This is a genomic window from Sphaerisporangium flaviroseum, from assembly GCF_039537005.1.
GTDB lineage: Bacteria > Actinomycetota > Actinomycetes > Streptosporangiales > Streptosporangiaceae > Sphaerisporangium > Sphaerisporangium flaviroseum.
Window position 1 is genome coordinate 85,468 of record NZ_BAAAZR010000006.1, and the last position, 23,496, is coordinate 108,963.

Annotated in this window: 18 protein-coding genes; 8 read left to right on the forward strand and 10 right to left on the reverse strand. The window is 69.2% G+C overall.

The features are described from left to right. The first annotated feature begins 26 nt into the window (after positions 1–26). On the forward strand, positions 27–722 hold the full coding sequence (locus ABD810_RS14880) for a lipase family protein (RefSeq protein ID WP_344939312.1): 696 nt from the start codon (positions 27–29) through the stop codon (positions 720–722). A 297-nt stretch (positions 723–1,019) separates the two neighbouring features. On the opposite strand, the gene ABD810_RS14885 is transcribed toward ABD810_RS14880, so the two are convergent. Continuing rightward, complete coding sequence (locus ABD810_RS14885; RefSeq protein ID WP_344939315.1) at positions 1,020–1,364, reverse strand: hypothetical protein; 345 nt, start codon at positions 1,362–1,364, stop codon at positions 1,020–1,022. A gap of 218 nt (positions 1,365–1,582) precedes the next feature. Between ABD810_RS14885 and ABD810_RS14890 the strand changes: the two genes are divergently transcribed. Continuing rightward, complete coding sequence (locus ABD810_RS14890) at positions 1,583–2,116, forward strand: magnetosome magnetite crystal formation protein family (RefSeq protein ID WP_344939318.1); 534 nt, start codon at positions 1,583–1,585, stop codon at positions 2,114–2,116. 94 nt (positions 2,117–2,210) lie between these two features. On the opposite strand, the gene ABD810_RS14895 is transcribed toward ABD810_RS14890, so the two are convergent. The 5 genes from ABD810_RS14895 to ABD810_RS14915 form a co-directional block, all read right to left on the reverse strand. Further along, on the reverse strand, positions 2,211–2,939 hold the full coding sequence (locus tag ABD810_RS14895) for a septal ring lytic transglycosylase RlpA family protein (RefSeq protein WP_344939321.1): 729 nt from the start codon (positions 2,937–2,939) through the stop codon (positions 2,211–2,213). Positions 2,940–3,471: 532 nt separating this feature from the next. Continuing rightward, positions 3,472–5,010, reverse strand: a complete 1,539-nt coding sequence (locus tag ABD810_RS14900; protein ID WP_344939325.1) for an ATP-dependent DNA ligase — start codon at positions 5,008–5,010, stop codon at positions 3,472–3,474. A 239-nt stretch (positions 5,011–5,249) separates the two neighbouring features. Continuing rightward, the gene (locus ABD810_RS14905) at positions 5,250–5,624 is read right to left on the reverse strand and encodes an FKBP-type peptidyl-prolyl cis-trans isomerase (RefSeq protein ID WP_344939327.1); all 375 of its coding nucleotides are present in this window, start codon (positions 5,622–5,624) and stop codon (positions 5,250–5,252) included. Between the two features lie 503 nt (positions 5,625–6,127). Continuing rightward, the gene (locus ABD810_RS14910) at positions 6,128–8,212 is read right to left on the reverse strand and encodes a general stress protein (protein ID WP_344939329.1); all 2,085 of its coding nucleotides are present in this window, start codon (positions 8,210–8,212) and stop codon (positions 6,128–6,130) included. Positions 8,213–8,803: 591 nt separating this feature from the next. Then, positions 8,804–10,243 (reverse strand): GuaB1 family IMP dehydrogenase-related protein, encoded by a 1,440-nt coding sequence (locus ABD810_RS14915; RefSeq protein ID WP_344939331.1) that lies wholly within the window; start codon positions 10,241–10,243, stop codon positions 8,804–8,806. Between the two features lie 196 nt (positions 10,244–10,439). Between ABD810_RS14915 and ABD810_RS14920 the strand changes: the two genes are divergently transcribed. Beyond that, entirely contained in the window at positions 10,440–10,946 is a 507-nt protein-coding gene (locus tag ABD810_RS14920; RefSeq protein WP_344939333.1) for a GyrI-like domain-containing protein, read from the forward strand. 51 nt (positions 10,947–10,997) lie between these two features. Here ABD810_RS14920 and ABD810_RS14925 read toward each other — a convergent pair whose 3' ends face one another. Beyond that, complete coding sequence (locus ABD810_RS14925) at positions 10,998–12,176, reverse strand: cytochrome P450 (RefSeq protein WP_344939335.1); 1,179 nt, start codon at positions 12,174–12,176, stop codon at positions 10,998–11,000. Positions 12,177–12,290: 114 nt separating this feature from the next. After that, positions 12,291–13,418, reverse strand: a complete 1,128-nt coding sequence (locus ABD810_RS14930) for a CaiB/BaiF CoA transferase family protein (RefSeq protein ID WP_344939337.1) — start codon at positions 13,416–13,418, stop codon at positions 12,291–12,293. A 278-nt stretch (positions 13,419–13,696) separates the two neighbouring features. Between ABD810_RS14930 and ABD810_RS14935 the strand changes: the two genes are divergently transcribed. Both ABD810_RS14935 and ABD810_RS14940 read left to right on the forward strand, forming a co-directional pair. Continuing rightward, entirely contained in the window at positions 13,697–15,046 is a 1,350-nt protein-coding gene (locus ABD810_RS14935; protein WP_344939339.1) for an FAD-binding oxidoreductase, read from the forward strand. Between the two features lie 13 nt (positions 15,047–15,059). Beyond that, on the forward strand, positions 15,060–16,319 hold the full coding sequence (locus ABD810_RS14940) for a class I SAM-dependent methyltransferase (RefSeq protein ID WP_344939341.1): 1,260 nt from the start codon (positions 15,060–15,062) through the stop codon (positions 16,317–16,319). A gap of 208 nt (positions 16,320–16,527) precedes the next feature. On the opposite strand, the gene ABD810_RS14945 is transcribed toward ABD810_RS14940, so the two are convergent. Both ABD810_RS14945 and ABD810_RS14950 read right to left on the reverse strand, forming a co-directional pair. Beyond that, positions 16,528–17,835 carry a M14 family zinc carboxypeptidase gene (locus ABD810_RS14945; protein ID WP_344939343.1) on the reverse strand — a complete coding sequence of 436 codons (1,308 nt, stop codon included), beginning with the start codon at positions 17,833–17,835 and terminating at the stop codon, positions 16,528–16,530. A gap of 139 nt (positions 17,836–17,974) precedes the next feature. Next, the gene (locus tag ABD810_RS14950) at positions 17,975–19,528 is read right to left on the reverse strand and encodes a long-chain-fatty-acid--CoA ligase (RefSeq protein WP_344939345.1); all 1,554 of its coding nucleotides are present in this window, start codon (positions 19,526–19,528) and stop codon (positions 17,975–17,977) included. 180 nt (positions 19,529–19,708) lie between these two features. Between ABD810_RS14950 and ABD810_RS14955 the strand changes: the two genes are divergently transcribed. The 3 genes from ABD810_RS14955 to ABD810_RS14965 are packed head-to-tail and all read left to right on the forward strand — an operon-like array spanning position 19,709 to position 23,452. Next, positions 19,709–21,256, forward strand: a complete 1,548-nt coding sequence (locus ABD810_RS14955) for a GMC family oxidoreductase (protein ID WP_344939347.1) — start codon at positions 19,709–19,711, stop codon at positions 21,254–21,256. A 47-nt stretch (positions 21,257–21,303) separates the two neighbouring features. Then, positions 21,304–22,563 (forward strand): cytochrome P450, encoded by a 1,260-nt coding sequence (locus ABD810_RS14960; RefSeq protein WP_344939350.1) that lies wholly within the window; start codon positions 21,304–21,306, stop codon positions 22,561–22,563. A gap of 28 nt (positions 22,564–22,591) precedes the next feature. Beyond that, entirely contained in the window at positions 22,592–23,452 is an 861-nt protein-coding gene (locus tag ABD810_RS14965; RefSeq protein WP_344939352.1) for an alpha/beta fold hydrolase, read from the forward strand. Positions 23,453–23,496 lie beyond the last annotated feature (44 nt).

Genomic DNA, 23,496 nt, shown 5'->3' on the forward strand with positions numbered 1-23,496 from the left:
GATGGCGTGGGCGACAGGATCGTCGCATGCAGTCGATCTTCGTTCTCGTGCACAGTCCATCCGTGGGTCCGTCGACGTGGCGCCCTGTGGCCGAACACCTGACGGCGGCGGGATACCAGGTACGGGTGCCGTCCCTTCTGCACATAGGCGCCGGCGCTCCGCCCTTCTGGCCTCGCGTCGTCAACGCCGTCCGCGACGACCTCCGGCAGGTCCCTGCCCACAACCCCGTCACGTTGGTGGCGCACAGCAATGCGGGCTTGTTTCTCCCCGTGATCCGCTCCGGTCTGGCCCATCGGGTCACCAACTCGATCTTCGTCGATGCCGCACTACCGGCCCGGAGCGGAGCGACCCCCGTCGCCCCAACCGAGTTGCTGGAGTTTCTCCGCCCGATGGCGGTGAACGGCAGGCTGCCGCGCTGGACCGACTGGTGGGACGAGGCAGACATCGCACCCATGTTCACCGATCCGACGGTGCGGCAGACAGTCATCGAGGAGCAGCCCACCCTGCCGCTGTCCTACTACGAGCAGCAGATTCCGGTCCCCGACGGCTGGGACGACCATCCCTGCTCCTATTTGCTGTTCGGCCCTCCGTATGACGACCTGTCCGTCGAAGCGCGCGAACGCGGCTGGCGCGTGGCACACCTGCCCGGCGCGCACCTCCATCAGATCATCGATCCTGCCGGCACCGCCCGGCAGCTCATCGAGCTCGTCACCACGACTTGATCCACCTCCGATACACGCCCTTAGGAGGAGCGGCATGGCTGGGAAGGGGGGTTGGTCGAGGGTGAGGCTGGGAGAGGTGGCCCGGGTGGGTGGGTTAGTCGAGGGGGCGGGAGAGGTGGCCTCGCCGGGGTGGCTGGGTTAGAGGAGGGTGAGGGCCGGGAGGAGCGGCCTTCCTCGGCGCGTGAGGGCTAGGAAGGGCGGCCTGGCTTGGTGGGTGGGTTGGTCGAGGGTGGGGCCAGGAGGGGTGGCCTGGCTTGGTGGGTGGGTTGGTCGAGGGTGGGGGCCAGGAGGGGTGGGTTAGTCGAGGGTGGGGCTGTCGCGGCGGCGTTCGTTGTAGGCGCGCATCCTGCCCGGGTAGCCGGTGAGCTGGACGTCGTACACCGGGAGAGCCAGGTTCCTCGCCACCTTGATGATGACGGCAGGCGAGCCGACCCTCCGGCGGGTCCACTCGCCGTCATGTGCCACGGCCACGGCTGTGGTGTCGGTGGCGAAGGTTTCAGGCTCGACGTAGAACTCCACGCCACGCCGCGACTTGGCAAAGGCGATCAACGCCTCGATGTCGCCGTCGTTGGCTTCACGGTCGAACTTAGCGATCTTCGGGCCACGCAGCCGACGAAGTCCATAGCGATCTCGCCATCCCATATCCCTTGTATACCCGGAGGAGCCGACAAATGGGGGGCTCCGGGCCACATCGGGGTCGTGTCGGGGATGTTCCGGATAGACCCCTGTCGTCGTAAGGCCAAGAATGAAAAGACGACAGCTCCAGTGAAAGGGTGCGACCACCAATGGCAGGGGTAGTGAGACCTTTGGCGACACCGTCCGTCGGAGGGTGGGGGCCGACGCCTCACCCTCAGCTTCGAGTGACCAACCATGATCGCGACCAGGTGGTGGAGCACGTCACCGCCGCCTATGCCGAAGGCCGGCTCGACAAGGGGGAGTTCGACGAGCGGCTTCACCTCGCGATGACGGCGCGCACCCATGCCGACTTCGTGCCGATCATGCGCGACCTGTACCCCGTGCGGCCGATGCCGCACCTGCACCAACCGCTACCAGCACGGGAAACGCGCTACGCAGGACCGGTGACGGGTTCCGACCGCGTCGCCGCCGCCGCCGCTCACCTGCTTCCGCTCTGCGGCCTGTCCTTCATCGGCCCCTTGATCATGCTGCTGACCGCGGGAAAGAACTCGCCCTACGTCCGTCACCATGCGGTGGAGTCGCTCAACTTCCACCTGACAGTGCTCGGCGCGACCATGCTGCTGCCGTTCACCATCATCGGGATCATCCTCATCCCGTTCATCTGGATAGCGGCGTTCGTCCTCGGTGTCGTCGCCACGGTCGCCGTGGTCGGTGACACCCACTTCCGCTACCCGCTGACCGTCCGCCTCATCAAGTAACCCACCTCTCGACCGCCGAGACCGTCCGTCTGACCTGTGGCCCAGGTCTGGAGTGCCGCCGGACGGGCCGGCGGCTCCTCCGGGCAGACGGTCGCTACTTGGCGAAGACGTCGTACTTCACGGTCATGGCGCCGGTGCTCAGGCTTCCGATGGCGTTGAAGGCGGCGCGTGACAGGTCCAGGCAGCGACCCGCGATGAAGGGTCCGCGGTCGTTGATGCGGACGGTCACGACTCTGCCGTTGCGAGGATTGGTCACCCGCACTTTGCTCCCCATGGGGAGCGTCTTGTGAGCCGCCGTCATCGCGTTCGGGTCGAACCGCTCACCGTTGGCCGTCATCTGGCCCTCGTCGTAGAACGACGCTCCGCACCGGCCTGAGGAGATGACCTTCCGCTGGGTGCTGCGCTTCTTCTCGGCCTTCTTCGGCTCAGACGGCTTCTCAGGCGCGGTCGCAGCCGCGGTCGCCGCCTCTTTCTCGGGGGACCGCTTGGCGTCGGCGGCTTTCGTTTCCCGTACGGGGGCGGGCGCGGAGGGAGGGGCCGAAAGTCGGGGAGCGGCCGAACCGAAGCGGTTCGCAGTGTTGATCGCGTCGTTCGTCGTGCGGGCCGTGAAAGGGCTGGGGATCGTACGGCTCGCCGCGCTGAGGGCGGCACCCGCGGTGACGGGCGGGGGCTCATCGCCGGCCGTCATCGCCCAGGCCCCCGCCGACGAGGCCGCCACCACGGCGGTCACGACGACGGCGGAGGTCCAGTGCCGCTTGGCGGCCGGGAGTACACGGGGAAGAACCTTCTGGTGCCAACGGCTGGGGGAGGCGTGCAGGCCCAAGGGGAATCACGGTCCTAGATAGGCGGCAAGGACACAGGACGGCTCGCACGGGGAAGCGAGGGCGGCACCGGGGAGTGCCGACCGACCGTCCCAATTACGCAGTAGGAATAAAACGCCCACTTCGCAATGTCCAGCACGATAACGGACAAATAGGGAGCAAAGTGAGCAAAGTGCACGCAAAGTGACTTAAGTCACACTCAAGGTGATCGCCCAAGACGGCGGCCGGAACGTTCGCAGGGCGGTCGACGAGGCGCGCCCATAGCCCTCGATGACGCCACGCCTCTAGGCGGGACCCCGTTGGTAAGGCATTCTCAACTTGCGGTCAGGCAGATGCCGATCACCGTCCGTGGCCTGGCGAGGTGGCTGATATGCGGGGCAGGTTCGCCCGTCACGGCCTGTTGGCCGGGCTCTCCGCCGTTCTCGCCGTGGCCGCGGGAGCGTTGACGAACATCGCCACTTCGGGATGGAGCCGGCCGGTCGGCATTGGCCTTGTGGTGTTGACAGGCGACTACTTCGGCCGTGGATGCGGCGGTCAGTAGAGGAGGTCGCGGACCGAGGCGACGGTGTCGGCGTCCTCGGCGCGCTTGTCCGGGCGATAGCGCAGCACGCGGGCGAACCTCAATGCCATGCCGCCCGGGTAGCGCGGTGAACGCTGGACCCCGTCGAAGGCGACCTCGACCACCAGTTCGGGCCGTACCTTGACGACCCACTCGTCGCTCGGCCCGTCCGCCAGTGCGAGGAACCTCTCGGTCTGCCAGGTAAGTAGCTCGTCGGTGAGGCCCTTGAACGTCTTGCCGAGCATCACGAAGTCGCCCGACTCCGGGTCGCGCGCGCCCAGATGCAGGTTCGAGAGCTTGCCCTGGCGCCGCCCGTGCCCCCACTCGGCGGCGAGCACGACGAGATCGAGGGTGTGACGGGGCTTGACCTTGATCCAGCCCGCGCCGCGCCTTCCCGCCGCGTACGGCGTGGCGGGTGACTTCATCACCACGCCTTCGTGCCCCCGCCGGAGGACGTCGGCGAAGAACGTCATGCCTTCCTCGGGGTCGGCGGTGACCAGGCGCGGGGTCAGCAACTCGGCGGGCACGGCCGCCACCAGCGCCGCGTGACGCTCGCTGTCGGGCAGGTCGAGCAGGTCCACACCGCCCACGCGCAGCGCGTCGAAGAAGAACACGCTCAGCGGTGTCGTCTCCCGCAGCCGCGAAATATCGATCTTGCTCGCCACCCGTCCGGCGGTGACCTGGAACGGCTCGGGACGGCCGTCCGGCCGGAGTGCGATCACCTCTCCGTCGAGCACGATGTCGTCGGCGCTCAGCCCGAGCACGGCCTCGACCAGCTCGGGGACCTGGGCCGTGATGTCGTCGAGGGTCCGGGTGAACACGCTGACCGAGGAGCCGGAGCGGTGGGCCTGCACGCGCACCCCGTCGAGCTTCCACTCCAGGGCGACGGCGCCGCCGCCCAGCTTCTCCAGGGCCGCCGTGACGTTCGGAGCGCTCTGGGCCAGCATGGGAGAGACGGGCTGCCCGACTTCGAGGTGGAACGCCCGCAGAGCCTCCACGCCGCCGGTCAGGGCCGCGGCGCCCACCGCGGGCAGCCAGCCCCGCAGGGTGAGGGCACGCCGCACCTCGGCCGCGGGCGTCGCCGCCGCCTTGGCGACAGCCTCGATCATCACTCCGTTCAGGGCGCCCTGCCGTAGCTCGCCTCCCAGCAGGCGGAGGAGGAAGGACTGCTCCTGGCGGGTCACCGAGCGGAACAGCTCGTACACCAGGTCTTTTCTGGCGGCCTGGGAACCGGGCCCGGTCTGGGCCTTGATGCGGGTGAGCAGATCGTCGACCTGGCTGAGGCTGGCGCTGGCTATCTGGCGAGGCTCGGGGAGATCCTGGAGAGTACGCCAGCCCACGCCGATCTGGCGCTGGGGAAGCTCACCCGAGAGGTACGCCACGGCGATCTCGGCCTCTGCCGGCTCGACCCTGCTCAGCAACTCGGCGAGGTGCCGGATCTTGGCGAGGCGGGCCGAGTCCGCCGCGACGGCGGCCGAGGTACGGGCGAGGTCGATGAGCAACACAGCTCTCATCGTGCCAGTTCAGCGCCGGGCGCGCTGCCGCAGGTCGCGATATGGGTGAGATGGGGGACGAACGCCCGGTATCAGGCCACAACGGACACGTGGCGGCGGATGTGCGACCAAGGGTGGTCGTGGCGCCACCTGCCCGGTATCTCGGTCACGTCGGACATGTGGCGGCGGATGTGCGACCAAGGGTGGTCGTGGCCCCAGCAGTCGTGGGGCCACGGGCTGCCCGGTCAGCGGATCTGGGATCAGCTCAGGCCGAGGAGGTCGACCACGAAGATCAACGTCTCGCCCGGCTTGATGGCGTTGCCGGCGCCACGGTTGCCGTAACCGAGGTGGGGCGGGATCGTGAGCCGGCGACGGCCGCCGACCCGCATCCCCGCGACGCCCTGGTCCCAGCCCGCGATGACGCGACCGGCACCCAGCGGGAACTGGAAGGAGTCACCGCGGTTCCACGACGCGTCGAACTCCTCACCGGTGGAGAACGCCACGCCGACGTAGTGCACGTTCACCATGTGCCCCGGCTTGGCCTCCTCGCCGTCCCCAACGGTGATGTCTACGATCTCGAGATCCGCCGGCGCGTCGCCCTCCGGAAAGTCGATCTCGGGCTTCTCGAGTGCCACGTGTGCTCCTTGATTGGAATGCGCATCCCTGCGTGGGATGGGATGTGCCCTGAACTGGGTATCAGCCGCTCTCCGGCCGACCGAACGACTCTACGGGGTCTGGGCGACGAGCGGGCGGCGAGGGCGCATTATGTGATCTCTCCAACAAGCGTGTGCTGGTAGACGCCCTCGTACCCCTCTGCCCGTCACGCCCTGCTCTGTGCCGTCCCACCCCATGGTGTCCACCCACCAATGGGTGTCCACCCGCCAATCGGTGTCCACCCACGTAAAGGTGTCCTCCCACCCCATGGTGTCCACCCGCCAATCGGTGTCCACCCACGTAAGGGTGTCCTCCCACCCTGGGATGTCCACCCACACCATCGGTATCCCTGGAGGCCCATGGCGACGTCGTCGGTTCGCGGCTGCCGAGCCGACTGAACGGCCGGGGAACCGGTGTCGCGGCGTCCTCCGCAGGGAGGCGAGGTCAGGTATCCGCGATCACCGGTGAGCCCGGCATGAGCTGATCACGGCTTCGGAGGCGTGTCCTCACTGTCGGCGGCAGGACCGGGGTCGGTGCCAGGACCGGAGTCGACAGCCGGACCGGGATCGGTGGCCGGACCGGAGTCGGTGACAGGACCGGGGTCGGTGGACTCGGCTGCCGATGGTTGCGAGGTGACCGTCTTCGGCTTGGTGGTCCGGGTCGTGGTACGCCTCGTCCGAGCGGGCTTCGCCGCTGCCGGGGTGCTGGACGTGTCCGCGCCGGCCGCCGGCTCGGCGGGGTCCACGGCCGTAGACGCCGACGTGGCCGGCTCGTACGCGGTGGGCTCGGCGACCGCAGCGGACGCGTCGGTCGAGGAGCCGGCCGTGGACAGGGGAGGGACGGAGTCCGAGGTCGCGGGCTCGGGCACGATCGCGGAACCGGACGCGGTGTCCGATGCCGGAGGCTTGGCCTTGGTGGTCCGGCGCCTGGGAGGAGCCGCCTTCGGCGTGACGTCGGCGGACGGGTCGCCGGTCGTGGTCTTCGCCTTGGCGGTCCGGCTCGAGCGGGCCGACCTCGTGGGCTTGGCGTCAGCTGAGGTGCCAACCGGCTCGGAGGTCACCGCCTCGCTGCCGAGCGGCGTGGACGTGGACGACCCGGTGATGTCGGGCTCGGATGTGCCGGGTCCGGCGTCGGGCTGGGATGCGGCGGGTCCGGCGACGGGGGAGTCGGACATGATGCGTTCGGGCGCGGGGACCGCCGTGGCAGCGCGTACGGAGGACATGGGGATGGCGACGGTCGCCTCCTCCATGGCCTCGGCGCGCGTGGCGGCCCGCCTCACCGTGCTGGAGCGCTTGGTGCTGCGTCCAACGCTGGTCCGGCTGGTGTCGGCCGAGCCGGAGCCTGAACCGCTGGCCTCGGATGTGCCGGTGCTCGCCCTGTCGGCGTCGGACACGGCGTCGGGGTCGGGTGCGGCGACGAAAATGGTGTCGGCATCGGCCCCGGCGGAGGAACCGGCCCCGGCGGAGGAACCGGGGCCTGCGGAGGAACCGGGACCGGCGGCGGAACCGGGGCCGTCCGAGACCGGCTCGGCATCGGCGGATGTGCGGCCTGCCGGGTCGGTGCTGACGGGGGCAGGGCCCACTGGTTCGGTACCGGCCTGCTTCGGCTCAGCCTGTGAGGAGGTCGCGCCGGTGGCCTTGAAGGTGGTGGCACTGGCACTGGCACCGGGGGACGGAGATGATGCCGGGCCGGAGCCGGAGGGCGGAGCGGTGCCGGTCTCGGCGGACGTGGAGGGAGCGTCGGTGCCGGTGGACGTGGAAGCGCCGGTGGGGCCGGTGGATGGGGAGGGGGTGTCGGTGTCGGTCGACGTGGAAGCGCCGGTGGTGCCGGTGGACGTGGAAGTGCCGCTGGGGCCGGTGGACGTGGAAGCGCCGGTGGGGCCGGTCGATGGGGAGGGGGTGTCGGTGCCGGTCGACGTGGAAGTGCCCCCGCTGGATGCGGATGGGGTGGCGCTTTCGGTGGATGGGGTGTCGGCGCTGTCCGGGGTCGAGGGTGGGGTACTGGGAGAGGGGTGGTGGGGGAGGGTCGCGTTCGGGGTCGGGAGCGGGCCGCTGGACGGAGGACGCGCGACCACGACGGTGTCGGCGGGGCGGTTGCCGCCTTCGAGCACGGCGAGCGCTTCGTCCAGCGCGGACGCCGGTACGAGCACGTCGTACCGGCCGGCGACGATCAGGCTGCGCGAGGTGAAGTCCCGCGTACCGCCCTTGAACGCGTGGCTGACGAACCCGAAAGCGGCGCCCATCACGGCGCCCCACAGCAAGGCCCACACGACGAGCGCGAAGAAGGAGGCGGTGGTCGTAGTGAACAGCCCGAGGAACAGGCCCACGACCAGTCCGAAGACGGCACCGCTGATGGCGCCCGAGAGGGCCGCCCGCGCGTTGGTCAGCCGTCCGGTGACCGTCTCCTCCATGCGCAGGTCGCTGCCGACGATGGCGACGTTGTGGACGGGATATCCGGAGTCCGAGAGGGTGTCCACGGCGCGCTGCGCGGCCGGGTAATTGTCATAGCTGACCAGGAGCCGTCTGTCGACGGCGGGAGGTGGGGTCAGCCCGGGTGACGAACCAATCATGGGGGGATTCCGCCTCCGCGGTTAGGGGGGTTACCTGAGGTTCCGGCCTACCCGGCATAGGCGAGTTGTCACGCAGCAGTGTTCGCGGTGACGTGCCTTCCGGGCGGCTCGATGAGCCCCGGGTGTTGATGAGGTTATGAGCTTCGATGCAGCGACGAGCTCGTGTCCAGTTGGAACGGGCTCTTGCCTGATGAGTTCTTACCAGTTTTGTGTTAGTAGCGTGATTTCGGATGAGTTCTGGGACTGTGGGCGGTAGCGAGCCATTGTGTAAGGCATGCGCACCCGAGGCCCTCAGAAGCCGCCGCGAAGGTCAACAGGCCACCCGCCGTACGCCGGCGCCGCCCTCGCCGTACCCCACCTCACCGCATCGGCGCCGACTACAACGACACCACGGCGACGAACAAGGAAGGCGCGCCCGCGGCCGACGGCCGACCGCCTGGGAACCGTGACCCGCGATCGGCGACCCCTGACCAGGGGCCGTGATGGCGCCTGGGCGGGCCGTCGTGTCCGACCGGAGGGAGGCCGGGGTGAGGCGGCGGTATAGGTGTGGGTGTCGCCGGGTGTCGGTGGGCCGGGTGTGGGTGGGGGGTGTTACCAGCTTTGGTGTAGGGGGAGGCCTTCTGAGTAGCCGGAGGAGCTTTGGATGCCGATGACGGCCTTTTCGTGGAACTCCTCGAGTGTGGTGGCGCCCGCGTACGTGAGGGACGATCGCAGGCCGGCGACGATCGCGTCGATCTGATCCTCGACGCTCGGCCTGACGGGGTCGAGGTACATCCGCGAGGTCGAGATCCCTTCCTCGAACAGCGCCTTGCGTGCTCTGTCGAAGGGAGTGTCCTCGGCGGTGCGGAGTCGTACGGCCCGTGCGGAGGCCATGCCGAAGTTCTCCTTGTACAGGCGCCCGTTGGCGTCGGTGTGCGCGTCCCCAGGCGACTCGTACGTGCCCGCGAACCAGGATCCGATCATCACGTTGGAGGCGCCGGCCGCGAGCGCCAGGGCGACGTCGCGGGGGTGGCGTACCCCGCCGTCGGCCCACACGTGCCGGCCCAGCCTGTGAGCTTCGGCGGCGCATTCGAGGACGGCGGAGAACTGCGGCCGGCCGACCCCGGTCATCATCCTGGTGGTGCACATGGCGCCGGGCCCGACCCCCACCTTGACGATGTCGGCGCCCGCCTCGACGAGGTCCCGTACGCCGGCGGCGGTCACGACGTTCCCCCCCGCCACGGGCACGCCCGGGTCCAGGGCCCGTACGGCCGAAAGGACGGAGAGCATCTTCTCCTGGTGGCCGTGCGCGGTGTCGACGACGAGGCAGTCGACCCCGGCTTCCAGCAGTTCCTTGGCCTTGGCCACGACGTCGCCGTTGATGCCGACGGCGGCGGCGATGCGAAGGCGTCCCTGGGCGTCGACCGCGGGGTCGTACAGCGTGGCGCGGAGCGCGCCCGTGCGGGTGAGGACGCCGACCAGCCGTCCTTCCTCGTCCACGACGGGGGCGAGCCGGTGCCGCCCGCTGTGCAGCATCTCGAAGGCCGCGCGCGGGTCCGTGCCGGCGGGGATGGTCATCGGCGACACCGACATCACCTGAGAGAGCTGGGTGAACATGTCGACCCCATGGCAGTCGGCGTCGGTGACGACGCCGATCGGCCGGTTCTCCCAGTCGACCACGATGACGGCGCCGTGCGCCCGCTTGGGCAGGAGGTTCAGCGCCTCGCCGACGGTTTCGTGGGCCGTGAGGGTGATGGGCGTGTCGTGGACCAGGTCCCGCTTCTTCACCCAGTCGATCACGTCGGCGACGACGTCCATGGGGATGTCCTGCGGGATGACGGTGATCCCGCCGCGCCTGGCGATGGTCTCGGCCATACGACGGCCGGCCACCGCGGTCATGTTCGCGACGACGATGGGAATCGTGGTGCCGGTGCCGTCACCGCTGGACAGGTCTACGGCGAGCCGTGAGCCGACGGCCGACCGCGAGGGAACCATGAACACGTCGCTGTAGGTCAGGTCGTAGATCGGGGCCTGATCGTTGAGATATCGCACGTTGGTTCAGCCTATGCGATTCATGGTGAACAATAGGATTTCCCAGGCCAGCTGGGCGATATGTCCTTGATTGAGACCATCGGTCATCCCTCTCCGTTTCTCTGTGCGCGATGATCGAGACGGCGATCGTCCAGTGCGGATACATTGACGGCGCGATCGAGTAGGGGGACGGGGCGGACCTGGAGTTGGAGGCGATATGATCATCGTTGAACGTCCGGAGGTGCTTGTCGTCGGTCACGCCGTGCGCACCACCAACGCGGCCGAGGCCGACCCCTCACGAGCGCAGTTGCCAGGCTTGTGGGCTCGGGCCGGAGCGCCAGGAGCCTTCGCCCACGTGCCGGGGCGCGTCGACGAGAACCTGTACGCCGTGCTGATCGACTACGAGAGCGGTCACCAGGGCGCGTACACGCAGATCGTGGGAGTGGCGGTCCGCACGGCGGCGGGGCTGCCGGAGGGCATGGTCGCGGTGCGCGTGCCGGGGGTGCAGTCGCTCAAGGTCGAGGCGCACGGCCCGATGCCCCAGGCGTTGATCGAGGCGTGGCAGCAGGTGTGGAGGCACACCGAGGGTGGTGGGGTTCCTGCGCGGGCCTTCACCACCGACCTGGAGGTCCACCACCGAGCGGGCGTCGATCTCTACCTTGCCGTACTCCCCGGTCACAGCCCCATCCCGGCGGGCCACGGCAGAGAGCGCACCCAGGCCTAGCGCCGTCACGAGACGAACATCGCACCAGCGGCACCGTGCCGTGGTCGGGGGTCAGCGGGGGTGGAGGGTCAGGGGGAAGGAGGTTATGCCTCTGACGAAGGAGTTCTTCAGGATCCGCGGTCCCTGGTCGTCGGCCCAGGAGGCTGAGCCGACGCGTTTGACGAACTCCTCGAAGAAGATCTTCAGCTCCAACCGGGCGAGCGACGCTCCCAGGCAGAAGTGGGTACCGAGCCCGAAGGCGATGTGCCGGCCCGCCGGCCGGGTCACGTCGAAGGTGTTCGGGTCGGTGAACACCGCCTCGTCCTGGTTGGCCGAGCCGTACATCAGCAGCACCTGCATGCCCTTCGCGATCCGCTGTCCGCCGAACACGGTGTCGGTCGTCGCGGCTCTGCACATGTTCAGCACCGGGGTGGTCCAGCGGATGAACTCCTCGATCGCGTTGTCCATCAGTTCGGGCGATTCGCGCAGCAGGGCCCACTGGGCGGGGTGGCGGATCAGGGCGTCGATGGAGGTGGCGATGACGGTCCGGGTGGTCTCGGCCCCGCCGTCGAGCAGGAGCAGCGCCTCGCTGGCCAGGTGCTCGTCGTCGTAGGACGCCTGGGCCGACCACAGCGACAGCAGGTCGTCCCGGGGGCACTCGCGCCGTTCGGCCGCCATGTCCTGCACCGCCAGGCCGAACTCGCCCGCCGCGACCGCCGCGTCATGGGTGACGTACCGCAGGCCGCCGCCGGCGACGATGGTGGTCTCCGACCAGTGCATCAGCCTGGGCCAGTCCTCGTCGGGGAAGCCCAGCAGCCAGCCGATCATCCGGGCGGGCAGCGGCGCGGCCAGGGCGGGCACCGCGTCCACCGTCCCGGCGTCCAGCGCCTTGTCGATCAGCTCGGTGACCACCTGTCTCACCCGCTCGGCGTACCGCTCGCTCACGTAGCGGGGGGTGAAGCGGCGGTAGACCAGGCGCCGCCGCTCGGCGTGCTCGGGGTCGTCCAGCCCGATCATCGAGGGGTCGGAGGGAAGCTGCGGCCGGTAGCCTCCCGTGCTCGACCACAGCTGGGGATCGCGCTCGATGGCGCAGACGTCGGCGTGACGGGAGATGCCCCACAGCTGGTTGACCTCGTCGAAGTAGACGGGGGCGTTGGCCCGCAGCCAGGCGTACGTGGGACGGGGGTCCGCGGCGTACAGGTCGCCGTCGAGGAGGTCGATCCGGTGGACGGGAGGCTGGTGATCAAGCATGAGCCGCTCCTGAGGGAAGAGCGCCCGGCCGGTCGCGCCACACGAGCGGGCAGGGTGGTGGGCTGGGAGGTCAGATCGCTCCTCTCATGCGGGCCGCACCCCGCATGGGGCTCATCAGGCGAGGACTCCGGCGTCGCGGAGGGTCTTGGCGCGGGCGTCCGGTATGCCCCATGAGGTGAGGTCGTGCAGGCGGGTGGCCTGGGCGAGATCGCCACGGTCGCTGCCGATCAGACGGGGCGCGGGTGCGGGCTGGGTGACGCCGCCGACCTCGACGAACGTCCCTCTCGCGGTGTTGTGCGGGTGCCGGGCCGCCTCGCCCATGTCGAGCACGGGTGAGACGCACGCGTCGGACCCCTCGAAGATCTCCTCCCACTCCGCACGGGTCTTGGACTTGAACGTCGCCGCGAGCCGGTCGCGGATCTCCGGCCAGTTGGCGCGGTCGTCCCGGCTGGGCAGGTCCGTGAGCCCGGTCCTGGCGAGCAGTTCGGCCCAGAAGGCGGGCTCCAGGGCGCCGACCGCGAGGTGGCGTCCGTCGGCGGTCTCGTACGTGTCGTACATCGGCGCGCCCGTGTCGAGCAGGTTGGTGCCGCGGGGGCCCCACAGGCCGCTCTGCGCGCTGTGGCAGAACATCGCGAACAGGATGGCGGCCCCGTCCACCATCGCGGCGTCTATCACCTTGCCGCGTCCGGTGCGCCCGCGCTCGATCAGGGCGAGCAGCACGCCGTACGCCAGCATCAGGCCGCCGCCGGCGAAGTCGCCGAGGATGTTGATGGGGGGAGTGGGCTTGTCGCCCTCGCGGCCGAGCAGCGACAGCACGCCGGCCATCGCGATGTAGTCGATGTCGTGCCCGGCGGTGGGCGCGAGCGGGCCGTCCTGGCCCCAGCCGGTCATCCGGCCGTAGATGAGCCGCTCGTTGACCTCGTGGAGGTCGTCGGGACCTATGCCGAGCCGCTCGGCGACCCCGGGACGGAACACCTCGATCACCACGTCGGCGTTGGCGGCGAGTTCCTTGAAGGCGGCCACTCCCTCGGGTGATTTCAGGTCGAGCCCGATGGTCCGCTTGCCGCGATCCATGACGTCCGTACGAGGGCGGTCGCCGCTCTTGGCGACCGCGCTCACCCGGTCGACGCGCAGGACCTCGGCGCCGTGGTCGGCGAGCATCATGCCCGCGAAGGGCCCTGGCGCGAGACCGGCCAGTTCGAGCACGCGTACCCCGGCCAGGGGACCGCCGTTCTGACTCATCGGTATCTCCCTAGGTGCGATGCCGACGATAGACGGCATCACGTGGGCAAGCAAACGCTTGGTGCTGAGCGGATGGAATCGATCTCCGGTCACCCGGCAACATGACGCTAACCCCTGCGTGACACCGGTTTGACGGGGGGCCCTGAGTTTGCGCGGGTTTAACGTGTCTACTCTGGTCGGTGGTCAACTCAGGAGATAGCGTTCTAGCGTCGATCTCCACACACTTAGTACTAGGGGGTGGTGGCATGCCAGATCGCACGGTGAGGACGACCGCCCAAATGACAGCTCATCGAAGGGCCGTCGAGCAGATCAGGGAGTCCTACACCGCACTCCCCGAGGGTGCCTCCCCGCGGCTGTCGAAGCCGACCACCAACCTGTTCCGCTTCCGCGAGGCAGGCAAGGTGGCCAAACTGTCCGCACGGGACCTCGACAAGGTGATCCAGGTCGACCCGGAGACCAGGACCGCCGAGGTCCAGGGTATGACGACATACGAGCGGCTCGTGGATGCCACGCTGCCGTCCGGACTGATGCCGTACGTCGTGCCGCAGCTGAAGACGATCACCCTTGGCGGGGCGGTCACCGGGCTCGGCATCGAGTCCTCCAGCTTCCGGCACGGGTTGCCGCACGAGTCGGTCGAGGAGATGGAGATCCTCACCGGTGACGGCCGCATCGTGGTCGCCCGGCAGGACAACGAGCACCGCGACCTGTTCAATGCGTTCCCCAACTCCTACGGCACCCTCGGGTACGCTCTGCGGCTGCGCATCAAGCTGCTGCCCGTCCAGCCGTTCGTCCGGCTGACGCACATCCCCTTCTCCGACGCCGGCAAGTGCATGCTGGCGATGCAGGAGATCTGCGACAGCGGGGAGTACGACGGCGAGAAGATCGACTTCATCGACGGCACGTTCTTCGACCCCGGCGAGATGTACATCACCGTCGGACAGTTCGCCGAACGGGCGCCGTACGCCTCCGACTACACCGGGATGCGCATCTACTACCAGTCGATCCGCACCCGCACCCGCGACTGGCTGACCGTCCGCGACTACCTCTGGCGCTGGGACACCGACTGGTTCTGGTGCTCACGGGCGTTCGGGGTGCAGCAGCCGCTCGTCCGCTCGCTGATGCCGCGGCGCTGGTTGCGCTCCGACGTCTACCGCAAGCTCGTCGGGCTCGACCAGAAGTACGGCGTGACGGCCCGGGTCGATCGGTGGCGGAACAACCCGGTCCACGAGTCGGTCATCCAGGACGTCGAGGTGCCGGTGGACAACGGCGCCGACTTCCTGGAGTTCTTCCATGACAAGGTCGGCATGACGCCGGTCTGGATGTGCCCGCTGAAGGCCACCGGAGAGTGGCCGGTCTACCCGCTGGAGCCGGGCAAGCTCTACGTGAACTTCGGGTTCTGGGGCATGGTCGCCCTGCCACGCGGACAGTTCGACGGTTACCACAACCGGCTCATCGAGCACTCCGTGCACGAGCTGGGCGGCCACAAGTCCCTGTATTCGACATCGTTCTACCCCCGTGAGGAGTTCTGGCGTCTCTACAACGGGGACGCCTACTGGCCGGTCAAACGGGCCTACGACCCGGGAGGGCGGTTGCTCGACCTCTATGACAAGTGCGTACGGGGGCGTTGAGGAGGTTGATCAGATGACACTAGCCCAGATCTTCGGAAAGATCGTTGGGCCCGAGGCGAACGTCGAGTTCGCCGCGTACGACGGCAGCAAGGCCGGGCCGTCGGAGGCGGCCGTCCGTATCGAGGTGAAGACCCCGATAGCGGTCGCCTACCTGGCTCAGTCCCCTGGGGAGATGGGGCTCGCCAGGGCCTACATCGGGGGCCACATCGACGTGCACGGGGACATGTACACCCTGCTGTCGGAGATGGCGCGGCTCACCCTCGACGACCTGCCGTTGAAGGAGAAGATCTCCGTCGCCCGGTCGCTGGGACCGAAGCCGTTGCTGATGCGCGTCCCTCCACCACCCCAGGAGGTCCGCCACAGCACGCTCGCCAAGCTCGGCAGCCGGCACGCCAAGCAGCGTGACGCCGAGGCGATCCACCACCACTACGACGTCTCCAACCGGTTCTACGAGTGGGTGCTCGGCCCGTCCATGGCCTACACCTGCGCGGTGTTCCCGGAGGACGGCTCGTCGCTGGAGGAGGCGCAGTACGCCAAGTTCGACCTCGTCGCCAAGAAGCTCGACCTCAAGCCGGGCATGCGCCTGCTCGACGTCGGCTGTGGCTGGGGCGGCATGGTGGTGCACGCCGCCAAGCAGTACGGCGTGAAGGTCCTCGGGGTCACGCTGTCGCGCCAGCAGGCCGAGTGGGCGCAGAAGGCGATCGCCGAGGCCGGGCTCTCCGAGCTCGCCGAGGTGCGCCATCTCGACTACCGCGACGTCACCGAGGAGGGCTTCGACGCGGTCAGCTCGATCGGCCTGACCGAGCACATCGGCAAGAACCAGCTCCCCGGCTACTTCCGGTTCCTCTACGGCAAGCTCAAGCCGGGCGGGCGGCTGCTCAACCACTGCATCACCCGGCCCACCGGCACAGAGCGGACCATCAACAAGGGCGGCTTCATCAACCGGTACGTCTTCCCCGACGGGGAGCTGGAGTCCGTCGGCCACCTCGTCCGCGAGATGGAGGACATCGGGTTCGAGATCCGGCACGAGGAGAACCTCCGGGAGCACTACGCCAAGACCCTCGTGAAGTGGTGCGCCAACCTCGACGACCACTGGGACGAGGCGGTCCAGGAGGTCGGCCAGGGCACGGCGCGGGTATGGCGGCTCTACATGGCCGGCTGCGTCGTCGGATTCGAGCGCAACAAGGTCCAGCTCCACCAGGTGCTGGGCGTCAAGCTGGGCCCGAACGGCGAGTCCGGCGTCTCCCTGCGCCCCTCGCGCGACTGGCCCTGACCTGAGCCCAAGCTGATCGGCCGCCCGGCTTCGCTCGAGCCGGACGCCGGGCGATCCGACCAGCGCCCCGCAAGGTCCGAACCATGGGCGCCCCGCCTGCCCCGCCGGCGGGGCGCCGTTTCTCATCCGGCGGCCCGCCGCACGCACTCGCGTACGTCGGCGCGGCCCGCACTGGCTCGGCACACCTGTACGTCCGCTGTACGTCCGCTCAGCCGCGCGCGTGTTCCGCGGTGACCAGCGCGGCGGCGAGCTGGACGGCGACCAGTTTCCGGATGGGGATCGGACGCCCCGCGGACTCGGCTTCCGCCTCGTCGCACCAGCCTTCGAACAGCTCGCGCAGCCGGGCGCGCTGCTCGCGGACGGCCGGAGTGAGGTTGCCCGCGGCGGCCTCGGCGTCCAGCATGCGGCACAGCGTCCCGGCGAAGCGGAGGCGGCGCATGTGGAGCGTCTGCCGGTTGCCGAACAGCTCGGCCACGGTCGCGGGCCGGTCGGCGCCGGGCAGGTCCTCCCAGCCGTCGGCGAACTTCCGGTAGGTGTCGAACATGTCCTCGGCCGAGCGGCGGAACGGCGAGTAGACGGTGAGGTCGCGCCGCACCGAGTCCATGGCGGACCGCAGGACGTCGAGCAACTCCCCCTGGGCGGCGAGCCCGGTTTTCAGCACGTCACCGTAGGGGGTCGCGGTCGGAGTCGTGTCGGAGATCCGCTCGTCCGCCCAGTAGGGGAGCTCGGTGATCAGGTGCAGCGCGCCGAACCTGGCCGCGTAGTCCGCGCTGCCGCCTCCTGCGCCGAACTGCTTGGCCTGCCCCGCGCCACCCGGGGTGAGGTAGACGGCTGGGGCGATGGCGATGGCGCCGGGTAGCTCCGGCTCGCCATGGTGCATCGGGATGCCTTCCCAGCCCGGCAGCTCGATCAGCCGCGCCGCCAGGTCGGGGTCGTGGCGGTTCACGTAGTAGTACGCGCCGCTGTACTCCCCGTTGTGCAGGGAGTAGACGAACGAGGGCCGCACCTCGTCCATGAGCCGCATCAGCGCCTCGGTCTCCGGCAGGCTGCCGTGGAAGGAGTAGCCGTCCCCGGTGAGCGGGAAGGTCCACTCGACCTGGTCGTTCCAGGCCGGCCGGTAGAAGTGCCGGGCGTAGTGGCGGCGGTCGCCCGGGCCGGCGTACCACCCCTCGTTGAGGCGCGCGCCGTCCGGGTCCACGCACGGGATCAGGTGCCAGCGGTAGCCCAGCGAGTCCCGAAGCTCCGCGTCCTCGCACAGCCGCCGGATGAGCTGGCTGACGGTGAGCGAGCCGATCGGCTCGTTGGGGTGCGGGCCGCCGATGACGAGGGCGTCGCGTGGTCCTGACCCGAGGGTGAGCGCCCGCAGCGGCTCGCCCAGCCGCGAGGTGCCGATGGAGCGCAGCCGTACGAGGCCGGGGTGGCGGGCGGCGAGTTCGTCAAGCTCGGCGTGCATCTCGTCCACGCTGGGAAACCTGTCGAAGTCCGGGACCCGCCGCATCTGCTCGCGAACGTCCATGGCATCGCCTCCAGTTGCTAGCCCCGGGCTCCTTGACCGGCCTCTCGTAGTTTTGCCCTATTTGACGGAGTTCGACGGTGGCAGATCGCGGGAACCTGGGTGGCCCCGCGCGCCATGCGGGGTCACCCAGGGGAGCGTGTCAGCGGAGCTCGCGCTTGAGGATCTTGCCGCTCGCTGTCATCGGGAAGGACTCGCGGAACTCCACCAGGCGCGGGTACTTGTAGGCCGCCATGTTCTCCTTGCACCAGTCGATCAGGGCCTCCTCGGTGAGCGCCGCGCCCGCCTTCCGGATGACGTACGCCTTGATCTCCTCGCCGTGCGACTCGTGCGCGACGCCGACGACGGCGGCCAGCGAGACCGCCTCGTGGGTCATGAGGACCTCTTCCAGCTCACGCGGGTAGACGTTGAACCCACCACGGATGATCAGGTCCTTGGCCCGGTCGATGATGGAGTAGTAGCCGTCGGCGTCCCGGGTGGCGATGTCGCCGGTGCGGAACCAGCCGTCGCTCATGACCTCGGCGGTGGCGTCGGGCCGGTTGTAGTACCCCTTCATCACGTTGTGCCCGCGGATCGCGATCTCGCCGGGTCCCTCACCCTCGATGGTCGTCCAGTCGGTGTCGACCAGCTTCATCTCCACGCCCCAGACCGGGGTGCCGATCGTGCCGGGCTTGGCGGGCCTGCCCGGCTGGTTGAAGCTGGCCACCGGCGAGGTCTCCGACAGGCCGTACCCCTCGAGGACCGGCACGCTGAAGGTCCTCTCGAAGTCCTTGAGCACCTCGACGGGCAGCGAGGCGCCGCCCGCGGCCGCGGTCCGCAGGGTGACGGGCACCTCGGCGCCGTCGGCGTGGATCGAGGTGAGCATGGCCCAGTACATCGTCGGGACGCCCGCGAACAGCGTGACGCCCTCGTCGCGCATCAGCGCCAGGGCGCCCGCCGGCTCGAAGCGCGGCATCAGCACCAGGGTCGCCCTGCGGCGGAAGCCGGCGTTCATGATGACGGTCTGGCCGAACGAGTGGAAGAGCGGGAGCGTCGCGAGGTACACGTCGTTCCCCGTGACCTCGAACATCTCGTCGGAGACGATCGCGTTCATGAGCATGTTCTGGTGGCTCAGCTCCGCGCCCTTGGGCTGCCCGGTGGTGCCGCTGGTGTAGAGGATCACCGCCGTGTCGTCCGGCGCGGTGGCCACGGTCTCGAACTCGCTGGGCTGGCCGTCGAGCGCGCTCCACAGCGACTGGGCGCCCTCGATGGGGGAGTCGGTGGCGAAGGCGGTGGCGGGCAGCAGGAAGAAGTCGGCGGCGTGCGGGTCGCCTTCCGGGACGGCCTCACGGAACGCCGCGTGGCCGCGTGCCCCGAGCGGGAGTTCGGGGCCGCCCTCGAAGCAGAACAGCGCCTTGGCCTCGGAGTCGCGCAGGTGATAGGCGATCTCCCGCTGTTGCAGCAGCACGTTCAGCGGGACGACCGTGGCGCCGGCCTTCAGGATGCCGAAGTAGACGAACGGGAAGTACGGCAGGTTCGGGCACGCCAGTGCCACCTTGTCGCCCTTGCCGATGCCCCGGGACGCCAGGAGGTTCGCCACCTGGTTCGCCAGGATGTCGACCAGGGAGTACGGCATCCGTACCTCACCGAACACCACGGCTGTACGGTCGGGACGCTCCCGGGCGCTGTCCTCCAGGACGACCGACAGGTTGAGCATGGATGGTTCCTCCTCGCTGGGGCAGGCTGCCTCCGTTCGAGGCCCGTGACCGAGGTCACCGGCCCCTCCGGTTGGCGTCATCTTGGCAGCCGACAGCTACTAATCGGTAACGAGCGTGGACGTGGCCCCAGAACCGGCGTAAGTACGTGATTGGTTGCTGACCATCCCCCGGAGGCATCAATGGAATACGACTACGTCATCGTCGGAGCCGGTTCGGCGGGTTGCGTCCTCGCCAACAGGCTCTCGGCGGACCCCTCGGTGCGGGTGGCCCTGCTGGAAGCGGGCGGCGCCGACCGCAAGAAGGAGATCCGCATCCCCGCCGGCTTCTCGAAGCTGTTCAAGTCCCCCTATGACTGGAACTTCAGCACCGCCAAGCAGACGGAGATGTTCGGGCGCGAGCTCTACTGGCCGCGGGGCAGGACCCTCGGCGGATCCTCGTCCATCAACGCCCAGATGTGGGTACGCGGCCACCGCGCCGACTACGACGGCTGGAACCTGCCCGGCTGGTCCTACGACGAGGTCCTGCCGTACTTCAAGCGCTCCGAGCGCCGGGTCGGCTCCAACCAGGGCGACGTGTACGGCACGGACGGCCCCATCTACATCTCCGACCTGCGCGCCCCCAACGTGACGACCAAGGCGTTCCTGCGTGCCTGCGAGGAGATCGGGCTCACCCGGCTGGACGAGCTCAACGGCCCCTCCAACGAGGGCTACTCGCAGACCCCGGTCACCCAGGACCGCGGCCGGAGGTGGAGCGCGGCCGACGCGTACCTGCGGCCCGCGATGGGCCGCCCCAACCTGACCGTGCTCACCGCCGCGCAGGCCCGCAGGATCCTGTTCGACGAGGAGGGCCGGGCCACCGGCGTCGAGTACGGCGAGGGGCGGCGCGTGACGGCGGCCAGGGAGGTGATCGTGTCGGCGGGGGCGATCGGGTCGCCGCATCTGCTGCTGCTGTCGGGGATCGGTGACCCGGACGACCTGCGCGCCGCGGGCGTCGAGCCGCGGCACGAGCTGCCGGGGGTGGGGCGCAACCTCATGGACCACCTGGCCTCGGCAGTCATGATGTACTGCCCCGAACCGGTCACCCTGGCCTCGGCGGAGTCGGTCGGCAACCTCGCGCGCTATTTGTTCCGCCGTACCGGCCCGCTGACCTCCAACGTCGGCGAGGCGGTCGCGTTCATCAGGACCGGCCCCGACGAGCCCGCCCCCGACATCGAGCTGCTGTTCGCGCCCGCGCCGTTCGTCGACCACGGGATGACGCCGCCGCCCGGGCACGGCATCACGATCGGCACCATCCTGCTGCAGCCGGAGAGCCGGGGGCGGATCACGCTGGGCGCGGACGGCGAGGTGACGATCGACCCCTGCTACCTGACCGCGGAGGCCGATGTGCGACGGCTGGTGGCGGGGCTGAAGAAGGCCCAGGAGGTGTTCGCGACCGAGGCGTTCAGGCCGTACACGGGCGAGCCGATGAAGCCGTACGAGGGCGCGGAGACCGACGAGGAGCTGGCCCGGTACGTGCGCGAGCACAGCGAGACGCTCTACCACCCGGTGGGCACCTGCAAGATGGGCATCGACGACGACGCCGTGGTCGACCCCTCGCTTCGCGTCATCGGCGTCCCGGGGCTGCGCGTGGTGGACGCCTCGGTCATGCCGACGCTCAACCGCGGGCACACCCACGCCCCGGCCATCATGATCGCCGAAAAGGCGGCGGATCTTCTCCGGGCCTCTTGACGTAAGTGGTCACTTTCTAAACCATGAAGGCCGGAGGTGCGTCCGGGATGACGATAGACGCGACTGACATCGATCTCTCCGAGATCCCCTTCTGGGGGCTGCCCCAGGCCGAGCGGAACGACGCCTTCAGGCGGCTCAGGCGGCTCGACCGGCCGGTCTTCATGAAAGAGAACCACATTCCCTTCATCGGCCACGGACCCGGGTTCTACGCGCTGGTGCGGCACGCCGACGTGAGCGAGGCGAGCCGCAACGCCGGCGTGTTCAGCAGCGAGCCCACCTCCAACAGCATTCCGGACATGCCGAGATGGCTGGCGGTCTACTTCGGCTCGATGATCAATATGGACGACCCCCGGCACGCGAGGCTCAGAAGGATCGTCTCGCGTGCCTTCACCCCCAGGATTCTGGCGAAGATGGAGGAGGACCTCGCCCGGGCGGCGCGCGAGATCGTCGACCGGGCGATCTCCGAGGGTCCGGGGGACTTCGTCCTCCAGATCGCCGCCCGGCTCCCCGTCCAGGTCATCTGCGACATGATGGGCGTTCCGCCGAAATATCATGACATGGTGTTGCGGAACACGAACGTCGTCCTCGGCAACGCGGACGCCGAGTACACCGGCATCCGCCCCGACATCACGCGGTGGAACGTGGCCAAGGGCCTGGTGAAGCTGCTCCGTGCCGGGCACGAGCTCAGCACCCTGGCACGCCGGCTCGGCCGGGAGCGGCGCGGCAACCCCACGGCCGACCTGACCAGCTTGCTGGTGAACGGCGAGGAGCACCTCACCTCGCAGGAACTCGGGTCGTTCTTCATCCTCCTGGTCGTCGCGGGCAGCGAGACCACGCGCAACGCCATCTCCCACGGCCTGAAGTTCTTCACCGACAACCCCGAGCAGCGGGAACTGCTGCTGGGCGACTTCGAGACCCACATCCCCGGCGCGGTGGAGGAGATCATCCGGTGCTCGACCCCGGTGATCCAGTTCCGCCGCACGCTCACCCAGGACTACGAGATGAACGGGCAGGCGTACAAGAAGGGGGACAAGGTCCTGCTGTTCTACAATTCCGCCAACCGTGACGAGACGGTGTTCGCCGACCCCGACACCTTCGACATCACCCGCAGCCCCAACCCCCATGTCGGGTTCGGCGGCCCCGGCCCGCACTACTGCCTGGGCGCGCACCTGGCCCGGCGCGAGGTGACGGTGATGTTCCGCGAGCTGTTCACCCGGCTGCCGGCCATCCGCTCCACCGGCGAACCCGACTACCTCCTCTCGAACTTCATCAACGGCGTCAAGCACATGAGCTACCGGACCGGCTGACCGGTCCGCGGACGGCCGGGAGGCATCGATGGATCGCGTCAGGACGGTAAAGGCGAACGGCATCGAGTTCGGTTACCTCTCGATGGGCTCGGGGCCGCTCGCGCTCTGCCTCCACGGGTTCCCCGACTCGGCCCACACCTGGCGCCACCTGCTCCCCGAACTGGCCGAGCGCGGGTACCACGCCGTCGCGCCCTTCATGCGGGGCTACGCGCCGACCGGCGTGCCCGCCGACGGCGCCTACGAGGGCGGGGCGCTCATCGCCGACGCCGTGGCGCTCCACGACGCCCTGGGCGGTGACGCCGACGCCGTTCTCATCGGCCACGACTGGGGGGCGCTTCCGGTGTACGGAGCCGTCGCCTTCGCGCCCGGCAGGTGGCGCAGGGCCGTCGCGATGGCCATGCCGCCGATCGGGGCGATGCTGACGAGCTTCTTCGACTACGAGCAGCTCAAGCGGTCGTTCTACATCTTCCTGTTCCAGACCGGCCTGGCCGAGACCGCCGCCACGTCCGAGGGGTTCATCGAGGGGCTGTGGCGCGACTGGTCACCGGGCTACGCGGCAGGCGAGGACGTGGCCCACGTCAAGGAGTGCCTGCGCGACCCGGAGAACCTGGCCGCAGCGATCGGCTACTACCGCGCCATGCTCGGCACCACGCCGCAGACCGGTCACTACGCGGAGGAGCAGGCGGCGGTGGGGCGGGTGGGGGAGCGGCCCGTGCTGTATCTCCACGGCCACGACGACGGCTGCCTGGGCGCCGACCTGGTGAAGGGCGCGGCACCGCATCTGCCGAAGGGTTCACGTGTGCAGGTGCTCCGGGGAGCGGGGCACTTCCTGCACCTCGAACGCCCGCGCGAGGTCAACGACGCCATCTTGCGCTGGCTCGACAGGTGAATCGCTCGGTTTGACGTAAGTGACCGCTTTTCTCAATCATGGAA

What these genes read in the sequence shown, in the direction of transcription:
- ABD810_RS14880 (WP_344939312.1), top strand. Translation starts at nt 27, where the DNA reads ATGCAGTCGATCTTCGTTCTCGTGCACAGTCCATCCGTGGGTCCGTCG.
- ABD810_RS14885 (WP_344939315.1), bottom strand. Translation starts at nt 1,364, where the DNA reads ATGGGATGGCGAGATCGCTATGGACTTCGTCGGCTGCGTGGCCCGAAG.
- ABD810_RS14900 (WP_344939325.1), bottom strand. Translation starts at nt 5,010, where the DNA reads ATGAGAGCTGTGTTGCTCATCGACCTCGCCCGTACCTCGGCCGCCGTC.
- ABD810_RS14910 (WP_344939329.1), bottom strand. Translation starts at nt 8,212, where the DNA reads ATGATTGGTTCGTCACCCGGGCTGACCCCACCTCCCGCCGTCGACAGA.
- ABD810_RS14920 (WP_344939333.1), top strand. Translation starts at nt 10,440, where the DNA reads ATGATCATCGTTGAACGTCCGGAGGTGCTTGTCGTCGGTCACGCCGTG.
- ABD810_RS14925 (WP_344939335.1), bottom strand. Translation starts at nt 12,176, where the DNA reads ATGCTTGATCACCAGCCTCCCGTCCACCGGATCGACCTCCTCGACGGC.
- ABD810_RS14930 (WP_344939337.1), bottom strand. Translation starts at nt 13,418, where the DNA reads ATGAGTCAGAACGGCGGTCCCCTGGCCGGGGTACGCGTGCTCGAACTG.
- ABD810_RS14935 (WP_344939339.1), top strand. Translation starts at nt 13,697, where the DNA reads ATGACAGCTCATCGAAGGGCCGTCGAGCAGATCAGGGAGTCCTACACC.
- ABD810_RS14940 (WP_344939341.1), top strand. Translation starts at nt 15,060, where the DNA reads ATGACACTAGCCCAGATCTTCGGAAAGATCGTTGGGCCCGAGGCGAAC.
- ABD810_RS14945 (WP_344939343.1), bottom strand. Translation starts at nt 17,835, where the DNA reads ATGGACGTTCGCGAGCAGATGCGGCGGGTCCCGGACTTCGACAGGTTT.
- ABD810_RS14950 (WP_344939345.1), bottom strand. Translation starts at nt 19,528, where the DNA reads ATGCTCAACCTGTCGGTCGTCCTGGAGGACAGCGCCCGGGAGCGTCCC.
- ABD810_RS14955 (WP_344939347.1), top strand. Translation starts at nt 19,709, where the DNA reads ATGGAATACGACTACGTCATCGTCGGAGCCGGTTCGGCGGGTTGCGTC.
- ABD810_RS14960 (WP_344939350.1), top strand. Translation starts at nt 21,304, where the DNA reads ATGACGATAGACGCGACTGACATCGATCTCTCCGAGATCCCCTTCTGG.
- ABD810_RS14965 (WP_344939352.1), top strand. Translation starts at nt 22,592, where the DNA reads ATGGATCGCGTCAGGACGGTAAAGGCGAACGGCATCGAGTTCGGTTAC.